This window comes from Streptomyces sp. NPDC008163 (assembly GCF_042956885.1).
Lineage (GTDB): Bacteria > Actinomycetota > Actinomycetes > Streptomycetales > Streptomycetaceae > Streptomyces > Streptomyces drozdowiczii_A.
On record NZ_JBIBHG010000008.1, the window covers coordinates 1 to 17,185 of the forward strand.

At 71.3% G+C, this 17,185-nt stretch carries 17 protein-coding genes and 2 rRNA genes; 16 read left to right on the forward strand and 3 right to left on the reverse strand.

What is annotated here, in order from left to right; all coding sequences use genetic code 11:
- The 10 genes from ACFZAT_RS18620 to ACFZAT_RS18665 all read left to right on the forward strand — a co-directional run.
- Positions 1–73 (forward strand): 23S ribosomal RNA (locus tag ACFZAT_RS18620); the annotation flags it as partial.
- 79 nt (positions 74–152) lie between these two features.
- Positions 153–269, forward strand: a 5S ribosomal RNA gene (gene rrf / locus ACFZAT_RS18625).
- Between the two features lie 71 nt (positions 270–340).
- On the forward strand, positions 341–985 hold the full coding sequence (locus ACFZAT_RS18630; RefSeq protein ID WP_391265312.1) for an HAD-IA family hydrolase: 645 nt from the start codon (positions 341–343) through the stop codon (positions 983–985).
- Positions 986–1,027: 42 nt separating this feature from the next.
- Entirely contained in the window at positions 1,028–2,227 is a 1,200-nt protein-coding gene (locus ACFZAT_RS18635) for an MFS transporter (protein WP_391265313.1), read from the forward strand.
- Positions 2,196–3,368 carry an acetoin utilization protein AcuC gene (locus ACFZAT_RS18640; RefSeq protein ID WP_391265314.1) on the forward strand — a complete coding sequence of 391 codons (1,173 nt, stop codon included), beginning with the start codon at positions 2,196–2,198 and terminating at the stop codon, positions 3,366–3,368. Before ACFZAT_RS18635 ends, ACFZAT_RS18640 begins: the two co-directional genes overlap by 32 nt.
- A 132-nt stretch (positions 3,369–3,500) precedes the next feature.
- Complete coding sequence (locus tag ACFZAT_RS18645) at positions 3,501–4,316, forward strand: phosphatase (RefSeq protein ID WP_391265315.1); 816 nt, start codon at positions 3,501–3,503, stop codon at positions 4,314–4,316.
- A gap of 127 nt (positions 4,317–4,443) precedes the next feature.
- On the forward strand, positions 4,444–4,656 hold the full coding sequence (locus ACFZAT_RS18650; RefSeq protein ID WP_018104376.1) for a helix-turn-helix domain-containing protein: 213 nt from the start codon (positions 4,444–4,446) through the stop codon (positions 4,654–4,656).
- Positions 4,657–4,766: 110 nt separating this feature from the next.
- On the forward strand, positions 4,767–4,865 hold the full coding sequence (locus ACFZAT_RS18655) for a 30S ribosomal protein bS22 (RefSeq protein WP_003948845.1): 99 nt from the start codon (positions 4,767–4,769) through the stop codon (positions 4,863–4,865).
- A 135-nt stretch (positions 4,866–5,000) separates the two neighbouring features.
- On the forward strand, positions 5,001–6,080 hold the full coding sequence (locus ACFZAT_RS18660) for an NAD-dependent epimerase/dehydratase family protein (RefSeq protein WP_391265316.1): 1,080 nt from the start codon (positions 5,001–5,003) through the stop codon (positions 6,078–6,080).
- Between the two features lie 15 nt (positions 6,081–6,095).
- A complete protein-coding gene (locus ACFZAT_RS18665; RefSeq protein WP_391265317.1) occupies positions 6,096–7,121 on the forward strand; it encodes a 1-acyl-sn-glycerol-3-phosphate acyltransferase in 1,026 nt (341 codons plus the stop codon).
- Between the two features lie 35 nt (positions 7,122–7,156).
- Here ACFZAT_RS18665 and ACFZAT_RS18670 read toward each other — a convergent pair whose 3' ends face one another.
- The 3 genes from ACFZAT_RS18670 to ACFZAT_RS18680 all read right to left on the reverse strand — a co-directional run bounded on the left by ACFZAT_RS18670 (position 7,157) and on the right by ACFZAT_RS18680 (position 10,601).
- A complete protein-coding gene (locus ACFZAT_RS18670) occupies positions 7,157–8,356 on the reverse strand; it encodes a DUF5667 domain-containing protein (protein ID WP_391265318.1) in 1,200 nt (399 codons plus the stop codon).
- Positions 8,357–8,581: 225 nt separating this feature from the next.
- Positions 8,582–9,361, reverse strand: a complete 780-nt coding sequence (locus tag ACFZAT_RS18675) for an ECF subfamily RNA polymerase sigma factor, BldN family (protein ID WP_391265319.1) — start codon at positions 9,359–9,361, stop codon at positions 8,582–8,584.
- 307 nt (positions 9,362–9,668) lie between these two features.
- Positions 9,669–10,601 (reverse strand): HAD-IB family hydrolase, encoded by a 933-nt coding sequence (locus ACFZAT_RS18680; RefSeq protein WP_391265320.1) that lies wholly within the window; start codon positions 10,599–10,601, stop codon positions 9,669–9,671.
- 107 nt (positions 10,602–10,708) lie between these two features.
- Between ACFZAT_RS18680 and ACFZAT_RS18685 the strand changes: the two genes are divergently transcribed.
- The 6 genes from ACFZAT_RS18685 (at position 10,709) to hemB (ending at position 17,143) form a co-directional block, all read left to right on the forward strand.
- Complete coding sequence (locus ACFZAT_RS18685; RefSeq protein WP_073968766.1) at positions 10,709–10,984, forward strand: glutaredoxin family protein; 276 nt, start codon at positions 10,709–10,711, stop codon at positions 10,982–10,984.
- Positions 10,985–11,256: 272 nt separating this feature from the next.
- Positions 11,257–12,024, forward strand: coding sequence for a redox-sensing transcriptional repressor Rex (locus tag ACFZAT_RS18690; RefSeq protein WP_391265321.1), 768 nt, complete (start codon positions 11,257–11,259; stop codon positions 12,022–12,024).
- Positions 12,021–13,415: a glutamyl-tRNA reductase gene (locus tag ACFZAT_RS18695; RefSeq protein ID WP_391265322.1), complete on the forward strand. Its 1,395-nt coding sequence runs from the start codon at positions 12,021–12,023 to the stop codon at positions 13,413–13,415. The genes ACFZAT_RS18690 and ACFZAT_RS18695 overlap by 4 nt, the downstream gene beginning before the upstream one ends.
- On the forward strand, positions 13,412–14,374 hold the full coding sequence (gene hemC / locus ACFZAT_RS18700) for a hydroxymethylbilane synthase (protein ID WP_391265323.1): 963 nt from the start codon (positions 13,412–13,414) through the stop codon (positions 14,372–14,374). The genes ACFZAT_RS18695 and hemC overlap by 4 nt, the downstream gene beginning before the upstream one ends.
- Entirely contained in the window at positions 14,371–16,038 is a 1,668-nt protein-coding gene (locus tag ACFZAT_RS18705; RefSeq protein WP_391265324.1) for a uroporphyrinogen-III synthase, read from the forward strand. Before hemC ends, ACFZAT_RS18705 begins: the two co-directional genes overlap by 4 nt.
- Positions 16,039–16,147: 109 nt before the next feature.
- A complete protein-coding gene (gene hemB, locus ACFZAT_RS18710; protein WP_391265325.1) occupies positions 16,148–17,143 on the forward strand; it encodes a porphobilinogen synthase in 996 nt (331 codons plus the stop codon).
- The last annotated feature ends 42 nt before the right edge of the window (positions 17,144–17,185 follow it).

The following is a 17,185-nucleotide window of genomic DNA, read 5'->3' on the forward strand; positions in this document are numbered from 1 at the left end:
GTTGATAGGCCAGATGTGGAAGCCCGGTAACGGGTGGAGCTGACTGGTACTAATAGGCCGAGGGCTTGTCCTCAGTTGCTCGCGTCCACTGTGTTAGTTCTGAAATAACGAACAGCTGTGTTTTCATCCGGTTGGTTCTAATTTCATAGTGTTTCGGTGGTCATTGCGTTAGGGAAACGCCCGGTTACATTCCGAACCCGGAAGCTAAGCCTTTCAGCGCCGATGGTACTGCAGGGGGGACCCTGTGGGAGAGTAGGACGCCGCCGAACTCCTTTTAGGAAGAGCCCCGTGCCCTTGTGGCACGGGGCTTTTTCGCGTTCCAACCCTTTAAAGTCGTGCCATGCGCTACGAACTTGTCATCTTCGACAACGACGGTGTGCTCGTGGACAGCGAGCCGATCTCCAACACCATCCTGGCCGGCTACCTCACGGAGCTGGGCCACCCCACCTCGTACGAGGAATCCCTGCGGGACTACATGGGGTCCGCCGTGCACCGCGTCCACGACCTCGTCCAGGAGCGGACCGGGACCAAGCTGCCCGAGGACTTCGACGTCACCCTCCACTCGCGGATCTTCGCCGCGTTCGAAGTGGAGTTGGAGCCCGTCCCCGGCGTCGACGACCTCCTGGGCAAGCTGGTCGCCGATGGCGTCCCCTACTGCGTCGCCTCCTCCAGCAGCCATCAGCGCATCCGGGTCAGCCACCGGAAGACCGGGCTCGACCAGTGGTTCGAGGAGGAGTGGATCTTCAGCGCCGAGGACGTCGGCCGGGGCAAGCCGGCGCCCGACCTCTTCCTGCTCGCCGCCGAGCGCATGGGCGTCGCGCCCGAGCGGTGCGCCGTCATCGAGGACAGCCCGCTCGGGGTCGAGGCGGCCCGGGCGGCGGGCATGGACGTCTACGGATTCACCTCGATGATGCCGGCGGACCGGCTGGCCGATGCGACCAGGTGTTTCTCCGACATGAGTCAGCTGCCGGAATTGCTTGCCTGACGCGTCTACCCACGGGTAGAAACTGGCTCTACGCTCGCCGCCATGACAGATGCACGGTTGCGGCACGGCAGGGCGTCCCTCGCGTTGAGCTTCTTCGTGCAGGGGGCCACCTTCGCCCTTCTGGTGACGCGGATCCCCGCCATCCAGGACCGGTACGGGATATCCGACGGCCTGCTGCCCGTGTTCCTCGCCGCCGTCCCGATCCTGGCCGGGGTGGGCAGCGTGCTCACCGAGAAGGTGGTCGCCCGGGTACGGCCGCGCGTGGTCCTGCGGTGGACGCAGCCCGTCGTCCTCCTCGCGCTCCTCGGCGTCGGCTCCGGCAGCGAGCTCTGGCAGGCCGCCGTCGCGCTCGGGGCGTTCGGTCTTGCCGTCGGCGCGCTGGACGCGTCCATGAACATGATGGGCGTCAGCCTCCAGCGGGCGTACGGGCGCTCCATCATGCTCGGCTTCCACGCCGCGTACAGCCTCGGCGGGATCGCGGGGGCCTCGATGGCCTGGGCCGGGGCGCACTGGGACCTCTCGTTGCTGGTCTCGTACCTTCCGGCGGTCGTGGTGATGCTGCCCGCGGCGTTCGCCGCGAGCCGGTGGTACGTCGAGGGCGCCGAGGAGACACCGGAGAAGGAGAAGGAGGCTGCCGGCGGTGCGGTCACGTTCCGGCTGCTGCTGCCCCTGTGCCTGGTCATGGCGTTCGCGTACATCGGGGACTCGACGGTCTCCAACTGGAGCGCGAAGTACCTCCAGGACGTCCTGGGCAGTTCGGAGCAACTGTCCACCGTCCCGTACAACGTCTACATGGTGACGACGCTGCTGGGGCGGGCCGTCGGGGACCTCGGGGTGCGGCGGTTCGGGGCGGTGGCCGTCGTGCGGGGCGGGACCGTGCTCGCGGCCGGCGGGTTCGCCGTGGTGGCCGTGGCCGGCGGGGCGTGGACCGGGATGCTCGGCTTCACGCTGCTGGGGCTCGGGCTGTGCGTGATCGTGCCGCAGACCTTCGCGGCGGCCGGGCGGATGTTCCCCGGGGCGAGCGACACCGCCATCGCCCGGCTGAACATCTTCAACTACGTGGGCTTCCTGGTCGGCTCCCCGCTCGTCGGGGCGCTCGGGGACGCCTGGAGCTACCGGGGCGCCATGCTCGTCCCCATGGTGCTGGTGCTGGCCACCCTCCTGTACGCCAAGTCGTTCGGCGCGGAACCCGCCCGATACGGTGGCGGGCATGAGCGGCCGCGCACAGCTGATGTGGGATGACGCAGTAACGGGCTACGACTTCGGGGAGAGCCACCCGATGGACCCGGTCAGGCTCGCCCTGACGATGGGCTTGGTGCGGGCGTTCGGGCTCGACCGGGCCGTCGATGTGGTCGCGGCCAAGCCGGCCGGGGACTCCACGCTGCGGCTCGTGCACCGCCCGGACTATGTGGCTGCGGTGAAGGCCGCCTCCGCCGACCCCCGCGCGGCCGACCAGAAGTACGGCATCGGGACCGTCGACGACCCCGCGTTCGCCGGGATGCACGAGGTGTCCGCGCTGATCGCCGGGCAGTCCGTGGCCGCCGCCGAGGCGGTCTGGCGCGGCGAGACCCGGCACGCGGTGAACTTCACCGGCGGGCTGCACCACGCGATGCCCGGCGGCGCGGCCGGATTCTGCGTCTACAACGACCCCGCGCTCGCCATCGCCCGGCTCCTGGAGCTGGGCGCCGAGCGCGTCGCGTACGTCGACGTCGACGTCCACCACGGTGACGGCGTGCAGGCGGCCTTCTGGGAGGACCCCCGCGTCCTGACGATCTCCCTGCACGAGCACCCGCGCACTCTCTTCCCGCAGACCGGCTGGCCGGAGGAGACCGGCGCCGGGCCCGGCGAGGGCGGCGCGGTGAACGTGGCGCTGCCGGCCGGGACCGGGGACGCGGGGTGGCTGCGGGCGTTCCACGCGGTGGTGCCCGAGCTGCTGGCGGACTTCCGGCCGCAGGTCCTGGTGACCCAGCACGGGGCGGATACGCACTTCGAGGACCCCCTGGCGCACCTGGCGGTCTCGCTGGACGCGCAGCGCTCGGTGATGGCCGCGTGCCACGACCTGGCGCACACGTACGCGGACGACGGGCGCTGGGTGGCGCTCGGCGGCGGGGGTTACGCGGTGGTGGACGTGGTGCCCAGGTCCTGGACGCACCTGGTGGGCATCGCCGCGCACGCCCCGGTGGACCCGGAGTCGGTGATCCCGTCGTCGTGGCGGGACGAGGTGTACGCGCGGACGCGGCAGTTGGGGCCCGCGCGGATGACGGACGGGCGGACGCCCTCGTGGTCGGCCTGGGAGGACGGGTACGACCCGGCGGACCGGCTGGACCAGGCGGTGCTCGCGACGCGGCGGGCGGCCTTTCCGCTGCGCGGGCTGCTGACCTGACGCCGGCGCGGAGGGCCTGATCCGGGCAGGGAGGGCACTCGGGGTTACGGGGGCGAGCACGGTTTACGCCGACTGTGGGGCGTAATCGGGCTTTTGGCCCCTGGGCGGGCCGGTTCGGGCAGCATCGGTGGGGTGTTGAGCACCGGAGCGCTGCGTGCGCATCTGCTGGCGGCCCGCCTGGCCGGGCCCGTGGCCACCTCGCGTGAGGTGAGCCTGCGGAGTTATCGGCTGTTCGCGGCCGGGGACCCCCGGGTGACGCTCGGCCTCCATCCCGAACGGGGCTGGGGCGAGGGCGAGTTGCTGGAGCTGATGGCGGACAGGTGCGGGGTCTCGGACGATCCCGCGCAGGTGTCCGGGTCCGATGTCATCGATCCGGAGCGGACGGTGGCGGGGCTCGACGCGTTCGCCGTACGGCTCGCGGATGCGGCGGCCCGGCGGGTGCCGGTGCTGTTCGGGACGGGGCACCCGCACCGGCTGATCGGTTTCTATGCGGCGCTGGCAGACGCTTTGTCGTCGGCGGGCTGCCCCGTTCTCACCCCCGCGCAGGGGCGATGTATCGACATAACGACTCGGTTTGGCGTACGCACGTACAGCCTCGACTACGTACAGGGTGTCGCGCTGGTGCGTGAACCCGGCGCGGGGGCGGCCGGTGGTGGCACCGGCGCACACTCCCATTCGCCGCTGCCCGTCCGGGTCGCGCTGGAGGCCGCCGCGGCCGGGCGCGGGCCCGTTCCGGAGTTGGTCGTCGGGGATCACGGATGGGTCTGCGGGGCAGGTCAGCTGGGCATCGAGGCGATGGGCCTCGCCGATACGGACGATCCCGCGCTGTTCGTCGGGGAGGCCGAGGGGCGGGTCGCGGTGGCCGTTCCGCTGGACGACGCGGTGCGGTCCGCGTACTACTTGCCGCTCACGCGCTATGTACTCAATCGCGCCCGTCTGTCACAGTAGCGGCCGATCGTCTCTCCTCTTCCCCACTCGCACCACCCGCCCCTAATCTGGGGAGTGAGCGCACAACGACGAAGAGTCACCGGAGGGGAAGCCGGTGCGCGTCTCGTGCGGAAGGTACAGGTGAGTCATGGCTGCTGACAGCGAGAGTCCTCTGAGCGAGGTCAAGTTTCTGACCGTGGCGGAAGTCGCCTCGGTCATGAGGGTGTCGAAGATGACCGTGTACCGCCTGGTGCACAGCGGTCATCTGCCGGCGATCCGGGTGGGCAGGTCCTTCCGGGTGCCGGAGCAAGCGGTTCACGAGTATCTGCGCGAGTCCTTCGTGGGGGTGGCATCGGCCTGACATTCCCCTCGGATTACGTCCCTCACGCGGTGGCGGGTAGGCTAGGCCGACGTAGGTCGTGTGGGCCCAGACGCCCCGCACCAGTGAAGAAGAAGTGAGCGAGGGTAGTCGTGGGCTCTGTTATCAAGAAGCGGCGTAAGCGGATGGCCAAGAAGAAGCACCGCAAGCTGCTCAAGCGCACGCGCGTTCAGCGTCGCAACAAGAAGTAAGCGAACGCAGTTCGTGAATCCGCAGCCCTCCCGCCGTTCCGGCGGGAGGGCTGCGGTGCTGTATGCGGGGGTGTCCACCGGTTACGGTGACGTCCTGACCGACCGAATACGGGAGACCGACGGAAGGCGCTGATCTTGGGGAAGGTCGTGCTCGTCACGGGAGCGGCCCGGCAGCTGGGCGGCCGTTTCGTCCGGCGCGTCCAGCGTGATCCGGACGTGGGGCGGGTGATCGCCCTCGACGCGGTGGAGCCGGAGCACGAGCTGGGCGACGCCGTCTTCGTACGGGAGGACATCCGCGGGCCCGCCGTCGCCAGAGTGCTCGCCGAGCACGACGTGGACACGGTCGTCCACCTGGACGTCAGCGGTTTCGCGCTCGGGGCCCAGGGGCGTACGGCGGTCAAGGAGACCAACGTCATCGGCACCATGCAGCTGCTCGGCGCCTGCCAGAAGGCCCCGGCGGTGCAGCGGCTCGTGGTGAAGTCCAGCACCGGGGTGTACGGTTCGGCGCCCCGCGACCCGGCGGTGTTCCACGAGAACACCCCGCCCAAGTCGCTGCCCGGCGGCGGCTTCGCGAAGGACGCGGCCGAGGTCGAGGGGTATGTACGGGGCTTCGCCCGCCGCCGGCCGGACGTGGCCGTGTGTGTGCTGCGGTTCGCGAACATCCTGGGGCCCGACGCGGATTCGCCGCTCGCCGACTATCTGTCGCTGCCGGTGCTGCCGACCGTCTTCGGGTACGACCCCCGGCTCCAGTTCGTCCACGAGGACGATGTGATGGACGTCCTGTCCATCGCGGCGAGCGAGCCGAGGCGCGGGACGCTCAACAGCGGCACGTTCAACATCGCGGGCGACGGGGTGCTGCTGCTCTCCCAGTGCGCGCGGCGGCTGGGGCGGCCGACGGTACCGATGCTGCTGCCCGCCGTCACCTGGGTCGGGCAGGCGCTGCGGGCGGTCGGCATGACGGACTTCTCGCCGGAGCAGATCCGGCTGCTCACCCACGGCAGGGTGGTCTCCACGGTCCAGATGCGCGAGACGCTGGGCTTCTCGCCGCAGTACACGACGGGGGAGACGTTCGCGGCCTTCGCGCGCAGCCGGGCGCCGGGCCTGCTGCCACCCCGTGCGGTGGGCAGAGCCGTGGACCGCGTGGCCGCGAGCGTGCCCCGGATCGCCGGGCCCGGCTCCGGCGACGACACCCACCCGACCCCGAGCGCCAGGTAGAGGAGCGCAGCGACGATGGCGGATGCCAAGGTCATTCCGTTCGACGACGACCGTTCGCGGCCGGGAGGCGTGCCGCGCGCCGCGCGCCGGAGGTCTCCGGTACGCGGCACGGGGTCGGTGAGCGCCCTGCCGGGGCCCTCGGGGGCCCAGGACGCCTCGCGGGAGCCGGAGGAGCCGCGTGCGGCCGGGGCGTCCGGCCGGGGCGACTGGGACCGGCGGATCGCGGGCGGGCTCGCCTTCCTGCGACGGCGGGTCACCGGTGAGTACGACGTGGACGAGTTCGGCTACGACGAGGAGCTGACCGACCAGGTCCTGATGTCGCTGCTGCGGCCGGTGTACGAGAAGTACTTCAGGGTCGAGGTGAAGGGCGTCGAGAACATCCCGGCCGAGGGCGGGGCGCTCATCGTGTCCAACCACTCCGGGACGCTGCCGCTGGACGGGCTGATGCTCCAGGTCGCGGTGCACGACCACCACCCGGCGGACCGGCATCTGCGGCTGCTCGCGGCGGACCTGGTCTTCATGCTGCCCGTGGTCAACGAGCTGGCCCGGAAGGCCGGGCACACCCTGGCGTGCGCGGAGGACGCGGAGCGGCTGCTGCGCAAGGGCGAGGTCGTCGGGGTGATGCCGGAGGGCTTCAAGGGGATCGGCAAGCCGTTCGGCGAGCGGTACAAGCTCCAGCGCTTCGGGCGGGGCGGCTTCGTGTCGACGGCGCTGCGGGCCGGGGTGCCGATCGTGCCGTGCTCGATCGTGGGCGCGGAGGAGATCTACCCGATGATCGGGAACGCGAAGACGCTGGCGCGGCTGCTCGGCTTCCCGTACTTCCCGATCACGCCGACGTTCCCGTGGCTGGGGCCGCTGGGGGCGGTGCCGCTGCCGACGAAGTGGACGATCCAGTTCGGTGAGCCGATCCCGACGGACGGCTATCCGCTGGAGGCGGCGGAGGACCCGATGCTGATGTTCAACCTGACGGACCAGGTGCGGGAGCAGATCCAGCACACGCTGTACAAGCTCCTGGTGCAGCGGCGGTCGGTCTTCTTCTGACGGCCGCCGCCGCACCGTTCCGTCCGGGCCCGGGGTCAGCCCTTCTCGTTCTCCGCGTCGATGCCGAGACCGCCGATGAGGCCCGGGAGCAGCGGCGGGATGGTGATGTCCGGCGACGGCGTCGAGCTCGGTGCCTGCTTCGACGGGCTGGTCGCGTCCGGGGACGGCGGGTCGAAGAGGCCGTCCGTACCGCCGCCGATCAGGCCGTCGGCCGGGCTGGATCCGGCGTCCGAGGGGCGCGGCGAGCTGCTGGAGCCCGTACCGCCGTCCTCGTGGCGGCTGCTGGACGACGAGGGCGACGGGGTGCGCGCGTCGGTGGAGGGGCCCGCTCCGGTGCCGGTGGATGCGGAGCGGCGGGACTCGGGGCCCTTCTGCGGAGCGCGCGGGAACAGCGACTGGAGCGGTGCGACCTCTTCGTCTATGGCGTCGAAGACCGAGCTGACCTCGTTGCCCACGTCGGTCAGCTGGACGGGGAGGCGGTCGCGGAGGCTGCTCCAGGTGTCGCGGTGGGAGCGGGAGAAGGAGTCCAGGGTCTGGATCGGACCGAGGGCGCCGTCCCGTTCGTACGCGGCGTGGAGGAGGCGGTGGCCCTCGGTGGCGTCGTGCGACATGCCGTTGAGGGTGCGCCTGATCTCGGCGAGCTGTTCGTGGTCGAGGTGGCCCGTGCGGGCGCGCTCCATGAGCCGGCGGGCCTCGCCGAGGCGCGTGGACGCCTGGTCGAGGTAGATCTCGCCGCGGTCGGTGTCGTCGCGGGTGAGGCCGAGGTGGAGGTCCTCCATGCCGCGCTTCAGGCCGTAGAGCGAGTCACCGGGGAGGGCGTCGGAGCTGGCCGCGGCCACTCCGCCGAAGGCGCCGGCGGCCACCCCGACGGTGAGCCCGCCGGCAGCGAGGCCCTTGGTCCAGCGGGATCTGGGGCGGAGTTTGCGGAGCGGGGAGGCGCGGTGGCTGCCCCTGCTCCGTTGTACGGGCACCGTAGGGCCCGCGGACGCGCCTCCCTCGGCGAACATGGCTTCCATGGCGGCGACGAGCTGGGCTCGCTGCACCACTTTGACCTCGGGGTCCAACTCCGGCTTCGGCAGCTCACCGAGGCCGTTCGCCAGGGCCAACAGCGGTCCTTGGTCGGCCTGTTCGGCCGGGTCCTCGGGCTGTACGGCCGCCGCACCGCGGAGCGACTGCTCCTCCAGGGCCTGGGCGAAGGCGTTCGCCCGCCGGTGTGCCGAAACGTTTGCGATCACTGGCGGCACCTCCTCTCGTCATGACGGTCGACTCCCCTGGGGATCCGGAAGGTTGCACACCTTGAGCGCTTCCACACGAATGAGTGAGCGTCTGCGGACATGGTGTGACGACAGGGGGCCTGCAACCGGCACAACGAGTGGCGCGGCACTTGGGTTACGCACGAAAGATGATCGGACCAGTGCGTGATGAACACAACGCCGGGACCGGCCCGGCGGAGGGAGGCGTCAGCGGGCATCGTCCGGAAGGAGCCGGGCGAGGGTGCGGACGGCGCGGTACTGGAGGGTCTTGATCGCACCCTCGTTCTTGCCCATGACACGGGCGGTCTCGGCGACCGAGAGCCCTTGCAGGAAGCGCAGGGTCACGCACTCCTGCTGCTGGGGGTTGAGGCGGCGTACCGCCTGGAGGAGCGCCGCGTTGGAGAGGGACTCCAGGACGGAGTCCTCGGGGCTGCGGGCGACCTCGTTGGCGTCGAGCATTTCGCCGGTGGTCACTTCCAGCCGGAACCGACTGGATTTGAAGTGGTCGGCGACCAGGTTCCGCGCGATCGTGACCAGCCAGGCGCCGAAGTCGCGGCCCTGCCAGGTGAACGTCGAGATGCGGCGCAGGGCGCGCAGGAAGGTCTCGCTGGTGAGGTCCTCCGCCGTCGCCTTGCTGCCCACGCGGTAGTAGATGTAGCGGTAGACGGTGTCGCTGTACTGGTCGTAGAGGCGTCCGAAGGCGTCCGCCTCGCCGGCCTGGGCGCGCTCGACGAGCTCCATCATGCGCGCGCTGTCGCTGTCGGCGGCGGGCCGCCGGACGGGGGCGGCGGTGGTCGCCGCCCCGCGGTTGCCGCGTCTTCCCACCGCCGCGGCGCGTTCGGCCAGGGCGTAGCAGGGGCCGGCAGGTACAGGGGCGGCGAATGCGGGTACGGCGTACGCGGTGGGGACGAAGCCGCGCATGCGTTCGGCTACTGATGCGCGCAGCGTAGCCAGGCCCGAGGCGTCAACCCCGACGTGTGGGTACACGGGACTCCCAGAGGCAGAGCTTCCATCACGAGCAGTGCGAAACCATCACTCGTCGTAGTGAGTGGCGGGTCCGGAATGCGTCTGAGGAGAATAACGCTTCGTACAGGCCGCACTACGCCCAGTTGCACAAATCATCGATTGCGTCGCTTCTGTGGCGGCTTTACGGCACATCAAGTCGCACGCTGTGATCACTTGTTGATCGAATTGCTTCGGAATCTGTCTACGGGGGCGACGGGTTGTGGCCGGTGAAAAGGGTGTGCCGCGTTGACGCGCGCGGGCACGGAGAGTCGGCGGACGCGGCGGACGGTCAGCGGCGTCGGCGGTGCAGGGCGACGGCCGCGGCCGTGCCGCCGGCGAGGGCGCCGACACCTGCGGCGGCCGGGATGCCGACCTTGGCCGCCTTGCGGCCGGTGCGGTAGTCGCGCAGCCGCCAGTCGCGGGCGCGGGCGTGCTTGCGGAGCTTGGTGTCCGGGTTGATCGCGTACGGGTGGCCCACCAGGGACAGCATCGGGATGTCGTTGTGCGAGTCGCTGTACGCGGCGCAGCGCGCCAGGTCCAGGCCCTCCGCCGCCGCCAGGGCGCGCACCGCCTCGGCCTTCGCGGGGCCGTGCAGGGGTTCGCCGACCAGGCGCCCGGTGTAGACGCCGTCGACCGATTCGGCGACGGTGCCGAGCGCGCCGGTCAGGCCGAGCCGGCGGGCGATGATCGTGGCGGTCTCCACCGGCGCCGCGGTGACCAGCCAGACGCGCTGGCCGGCGTCCAGGTGGGCCTGGGCCAGGGCGCGGGTGCCGGGCCAGATGCGGTCGGCCATGTACTCGTCGTAGATCTCCTCGCCGATGGACATCAGCTCGGAGACGCGGTGGCCCTTGACGATGGACAGGGCGCTGTCGCGGGCGTCCTGCATATGTTCCGGATCCTCGACACCGGCCAGCCGGAACCACGCCTGCTGCCAGGCGAACCGGGTGAGCTCGCGGCGCTCGAAGAACTTCCGCTTGTACAGGCCGCGGCCGAAGTGGAAGATCGCGGCGCCCTGCATCACGGTGTTGTCGAGGTCGAAGAAGGCGGCGGCCCGGTCGTCGCCGACGACGGGGAACTCGGGCTCCTCCGGCTCGGCCTCCGCGACGGCGGATTCGGCTTCCAGCGAGGACTTCCGCGCGGCTTCCGCCGCCGCCTCGCCTGCCAGCACGCTGCGAGCGGTGGCGGAACGCCTGCGGGGGGTGAGCCATCCAAGAGCGGCCATGCGGTCGAGCATAGTCAGTCCGCCCGGCCGTTCAGGTTCCACCGTGGTGCCGTGGTGTGAACTCCTGGTGTCCGCGGGCTCCGGAGCGGGGGCCGAGAATGAGAGGTATGAGTGCCTTGCTGCGTCGAAGGAAGAAGAATCCCGCCGAGCGCGTGGTGACCCTGGTGGGGAAGCCCGGCTGTCACCTCTGTGACGACGCCCGGGAAGTGGTGCGTGCCGTGTGCGAGGAGACCGGCGCCTCCTGGGAGGAGAAGGACATCACCCGGGACGAGGAGCTGTACCGGGAGTACTGGGAGCAGATCCCGGTGGTGCTCGTGGATAACGAACAGCACACGTTCTGGCGGGTCGACCCGGCGAGACTGCGCAGCGCGCTGCTTTCCTGACGGAAACCCGGTTACCATCGTGGGCGTTTTGAGTGGTCTCGGGGGCGTAGTCGTGAGGAGTGTGTACCGCTTTGCCCCCTTCGGGCCTGCAACGGGCTGATGCGATCCATGGTTCCTGGATCGCGCGACGGATGTGCGTGACCCCGGTCACTTTGACCGGACAAACCGGACACAATCTTTGTGCACGCGTTCACAAAGGCATAGCCTGCAATCGACGGGGCGGTCTTGGGACATACGGCCGCCTAAAGCCCCGCTCATCCCGCAGGAGCACCGTGGCAACTGGCCGAAATCACCGACCGGCGACCCGTAGCCGAGGAATTCCCGAGGCCACCGTCGCCCGACTTCCGCTGTATCTCCGCGCGCTGACCGCGCTCTCCGAGCGCTCGGTCCCCACGGTCTCCTCCGAGGAGCTCGCCGCGGCGGCGGGGGTCAACTCCGCGAAGCTGCGCAAGGACTTCAGCTATCTCGGCTCGTACGGGACGCGCGGCGTCGGCTACGACGTCGAATACCTCGTCTACCAGATCTCGCGGGAGCTCGGCCTCACCCAGGACTGGCCGGTCGCCATCGTCGGCATCGGAAACCTCGGCGCGGCCCTCGCCAACTACGGCGGCTTCGCCTCGCGCGGCTTCCGGGTCGCCGCGCTCATCGACGCCGACCCGGCGATGGCCGGTACGCCCGTCGCGGGCATCCCGGTCCAGCACGCCGACGACCTCGACCGCATCATCAGCGAGAACGGCGTCTCCATCGGCGTGATCACCACCCCGCCCGGCGCCGCCCAGCAGGTGTGCGACCGGCTCGTCGCCGCCGGGGTCACCTCGATCCTCAACTTCGCGCCGACCGTCCTCTCCGTGCCCGAGGGCGTCGACGTGCGCAAGGTGGACCTCTCCATCGAGCTCCAGATCCTCGCCTTCCACGAGCAGCGCAAGGCCGGTGAGGAGGGCGTCGACACCGCGCCCGACCCGGCGGCGCCGCCCGTGCGCGCCACCAGCACCGGCCGGAAGGGACCCGACGGGGACATGCCCGCCGTGATGCCGGCATGAGCCTGCTCCTCGTGGGTCTGAGCCACCGCAGCGCCCCCGTCTCCGTACTGGAACGCGCCTCGCTGGCCGCCGACACCCAGGCCAAGCTGCTCCAGGACACCCTGGCGGCCGAGCCGGCCGCCGAGGCCGCCGTCCTCGCCACCTGCAACCGCATCGAGCTGTACGCCGACGTGGACAAGTTCCACGCGGGCGTCGCCGAGCTGTCCACGCTCCTCGCCCAGCACAGCGGCGTCGGTCTGGACGAGCTCACTCCGTATCTCTATGTGCACTACGAGGACCGGGCCGTCCACCACCTGTTCTCGGTGGCCTGCGGGCTCGACTCGATGGTCGTCGGCGAGGGCCAGATCCTCGGCCAGATCAAGGACGCGCTCGCCCTCGGCCAGGAGCTGCACACCGCGGGCCGGCTGCTCAACGACCTCTTCCAGCAGGCCCTGCGCGTCGGCAAGCGCGCCCACAGCGAGACCGGGATCGACCGGGCCGGGCAGTCGCTCGTCACCTTCGGCCTGGAACAGCTCGCCGACGGCCCCGACACCGCCGCCTGGGCCAAGGGCAAGCGCGCCCTCGTCATCGGCGCCGGCTCGATGTCCTCGCTGGCCGCCGCGACCCTGGCCCGCTCCGGCGTCGCCGAGATCGCCGTCGCCAACCGCACCCGGGCCCGCGCCGACCGCCTGGTCGAGATCCTGAACCAGCCCGGCGGTACGGGGGTGCGCGCCCGGGCCGTGGAGATGGCCGAGGTGACCGGCGAACTGACACGTGCCGACATCGCCGTCTCCTGCACCGGCGCCACCGGACTCGTGCTCACCGCCGAGACCGTCGCCGGGGCGATCGGCCTGGACCACGTGCCCGATCCGGCGAGCGGCCTGATCCCGGCGCAGTCCACCGGCCCCGAGCGCCTGGCGCTGCTGGACCTCGCCATGCCGCGCGACATCGACGCGGCGGCCGGACGCCTCGACGGTGTGCGCCTCGTCGACATCGAGTCGCTCGCGGAGGCGTCGGCCGACGCCCCGATGGCCGCCGATGTGGACCAGGTGCGCACCATCGTCTCCGACGAGGTCGCCGCCTTCGGCGCCGCCCAGCGCGCCGCCCACATCACCCCGACCGTCGTCGCCCTGCGCACGATGGCCGCCGGCGTGGTGGCGGACGAGATCGCCCGGCTCGACGGACGCCTCCCCGACCTGGACGAGAAGCAGCGCGCCGAGATCACGCAGACGGTGCGACGCGTGGTCGACAAGCTCCTGCACGCGCCCACCGTGCGGGTCAAACAGCTCGCCAGCGAGCCCGGCGGCGCCGGGTACGCGGACGCGCTGCGCGAACTCTTCGACCTCGACCCGCAGACGGTCGCCGCCGTCTCCCGGGCAGACCTGAACGACCCGAATAGAGGGCGGTCATGACCGACAACTCACCCCTGCGACTGGGGACCAGGCGCAGCAAGCTCGCCATGGCCCAGTCCGGGCACGTCGCCGACGCGGTCAGCGAGGTGACCGGGCGCGCCGTCGAACTCGTGGAGATCACCACGTACGGGGACACCTCCCGGGAGCACCTGGCGCAGATCGGCGGGACCGGCGTCTTCGTCGCCGCGCTGCGCGATGCGCTGCTGCGCGGCGAGGTGGACTTCGCCGTCCACTCGCTGAAGGACCTGCCGACCGCGCAGCCCGAGGGCCTGGTGCTGGCCGCGGTGCCGGTGCGCGAGGACCCGCGCGACGTGCTGATCGCCCGGGACGGGCTGACCTTCGCGCAGCTGCCGTCGGGCGCCCGCGTCGGCACCGGCTCGCCGCGCCGCATGGCCCAGCTGAACGCGTACGCCCGAAGCCACGGCCTCGACATCGAGACTGTTCCGATCCGCGGCAACGTCGACACCCGGATCGGGTTCGTACGCGACGGCGAGCTGGACGCGGTGGTTCTCGCCGCGGCCGGGCTCAGCCGCCTGGGCCGCAGTGGTGAGGTGACCGACTTCCTGTCGGTCGACACCGTGCTGCCCGCTCCCGGCCAGGGAGCACTGGCGATCGAGTGCGCTGCCGGCAGCGCCGACCTCGCCGCCGCGCTCGCCGAGCTCGACGACCCGTACACCCGGGCCGCCGTGACCGCCGAGCGTGCCCTGCTCGCCGCCCTGGAGGCCGGCTGCTCCGCACCCGTGGGTGCGCTGGCCGACCTCCTGGCCGACGGTCAGGCTGTCAACGAACTGCGCCTGCGCGGTGTCGTCGGTTCCACCGACGGTGCCTCGCTGGTGCAGATGTCCACCACCGGTCCCGTTCCCACGTCGCACGACGACGCGGCGGCGCTCGGTCGCGAACTCGCGGCCGACATGCTTGCCAAGGGTGCGGCCGGTCTTATGGGGGAGCGAGCACTTTGAGCCCCACCGGCCCCGCCGCATCCGATTTCCCGGTCCACTCCGCAGGGCACGTCACCTTCCTCGGCGCCGGTCCCGGCGACCCGGGACTGCTGACCCTGCGCGCCGTCGAGGCGCTCGCGAGCGCGGACGTCCTTGTCGCCGAACCGGATGTTCTCGGCGTCGTCCGCTGCCATGCGCGGGCAGGGGTAAGCACCCCTGAGCTAGCGGTTGTTGACGCGCAGTCAACAGCCGCCGGGGTACCCGTTCTCAGGGATGCGACCAATCTTGTCATGGAGGCCGCGAAGGGCGGCAGGCGGGTCGTCCGTGCCGTGGCCGGCGACCCCGGCCTGGACGGGAACGCCGCCGCCGAGATGCTGGCCTGCGCCTCCGCCGGCATCCCCTTCGAGGTCGTCCCGGGCGTCGCGAACGCCGTCGGGGTGCCCGCGTACGCCGGGGTGCCGCTGCGGGACGCGCAGGGCGCGGACGTACGGTTCGTCGACGCCCGTACGGCCACCGACCGCTGCTGGAGCGAGGTGGGCACGAGCGACGCGACGTGCGTCATCTCGACGTCGCTCGACGCGGTGGCCGCCGCCGCCGGTGAGCTGGTCGCGGCGGGCCGCAAGCCCGACACCCCGCTGACCGTGACGGCCGGCGGTACGACGACCCGCCAGCGCACCTGGACGGCGACCCTCGGGACGATCGCCCAGGTCTTCAAGCAGGGCAAGGTGCTCCCCTCGCCTGAGGGGCACCAGCCGGTCATAGCCGTGGTCGGGGAGCGCAGCTCCGCCGCCCAGCGCGACCAGCTCGCGTGGTTCGAGTCCAAGCCGATGTTCGGCTGGAAGGTCCTCGTGCCGCGGACGAAGGAGCAGGCGGCCTCGCTCTCCGACCAGCTGCGGTCCTACGGCGCCGTGCCGCACGAGGTGCCGACGATCGCCGTCGAGCCGCCGCGCACGCCCCAGCAGATGGAGCGGGCGGTCAAGGGCCTGGTCACCGGCCGCTACGAGTGGATCGCCTTCACCAGCGTCAACGCCGTGAAGGCCGTCCGGGAGAAGTTCGAGGAGTACGGGCTCGACGCCCGGGCCTTCGCGGGGATCAAGGTCGCCGCGGTCGGCGAGCAGACCGCCGCCGCGCTGATCGACTTCGGTGTGAAGCCGGACCTGGTCCCGTCGGGCGAGCAGTCCGCCGCCGGGCTGCTTGAGGACTGGCCGCCGTACGACCCGGTCTTCGACCCGATCGACCGCGTCTTCCTGCCGCGCGCCGACATCGCCACCGAGACCCTGGTGGCCGGGCTGATCGAGCTCGGCTGGGAAGTCGACGACGTCACCGCGTACCGCACGGTCCGCGCCTCGCCGCCGCCGGCCGAGACCCGCGAGGCGATCAAGGGCGGCGGCTTCGACGCGGTGCTCTTCACCTCGTCCTCGACCGTGCGCAACCTGGTCGGCATCGCGGGCAAGCCGCACAATGTGACGGTCATCGCCTGCATCGGCCCCGCCACGGCGAAGACCGCCGAGGAGCACGGGCTGCGCGTGGACGTCCTGTCGCCGGAGCCCTCGGTGCACAGGCTGGCCGAGGCGCTGGCGGAGTTCGGCGCGCGGCGCCGGGATGCGGCGCGGGAGGCCGGTGACCCGGTGACCCGGCCCAGCGAGCGGCGTCCGGGTGCGCGCAGGCGGCGTACGACGACCTGATCCGGTGCTGTGACGGGGCCCGGCCACCTCTTCGGAGGGGGTCGGGCCCGGTGCTTTCCCGGCACCGGTGTCGGTAAGAGCGCGGGGCGCGCGGGTCTACGCTCGAAGGATGACTGTGTACGGAAACTTCCCCGGCTCGCGGCCCCGTCGGCTGCGGACGACCCCCGCGATGCGCCGGATGGTCGCCGAGACACGGCTCGATCCGGCCAACCTGATCCTGCCCGCGTTCGTCCGCGAGGGCATCGACGCACCGGTCCCGGTCTCGGCCATGCCCGGCGTGCAGCAGCACACCCTGGACACCCTGCGGAAGGCGGCCGTCGAAGCGGTCTCGGCCGGGGTCTCGGGGATCATGCTGTTCGGCGTACCGCTGGACGAGAAGAAGGACGGCCGGGGCACGGCGGGCACCGACCCTGACGGCATCCTCCAGGTCGCGCTGCGCGCGGTGCGCGAGGAGGTGGGCGACGATCTCATCGTCATGTCGGACCTGTGCCTCGACGAGTTCACCGACCACGGCCACTGCGGCGTGCTGTCCGCCGACGGCCGCGTCGACAACGACGCCACCCTGGAGCGGTACGCGGAGATGGCCCAGGTCCAGGCCGACGCGGGCGCCCATGTGGTCGGCCCCAGCGGGATGATGGACGGCCAGGTCGGCGTCATCCGCGACGCGCTCGACCAGACGGGCCACGAGGACGTCTCGGTCCTCGCGTACACCGTGAAGTACTCCTCGGCGTTCTACGGCCCGTTCCGCGAGGCCGTCGGCTCCTCGCTCCGGGGTGACCGCAAGACGTACCAACAGGACCCGGCCAACGTCCGCGAGTCCCTGCGCGAGCTGGCGCTCGACCTCGAAGAGGGCGCGGACATGGTCATGGTCAAGCCGGCCGGCCCCTACCTGGACGTCCTGGCGAAGGTCGCGGAGGCGTCGGACGTGCCGGTGGCCGCGTACCAGATCAGCGGCGAGTACTCGATGATCGAGGCCGCCGCCGAGAAGGGCTGGATCGACCGCGACGCGGCGATCCTGGAGAGCCTGACGGGCATCCGCCGCGCGGGCGCCCAGCTGATCCTGACGTACTGGGCGACGGAGGTCGCGCAGCGGCTGGGTCGTTGACGTCGGAGGGGTACGTAAGCGGGTCGCGATTGGTCGCGGCCC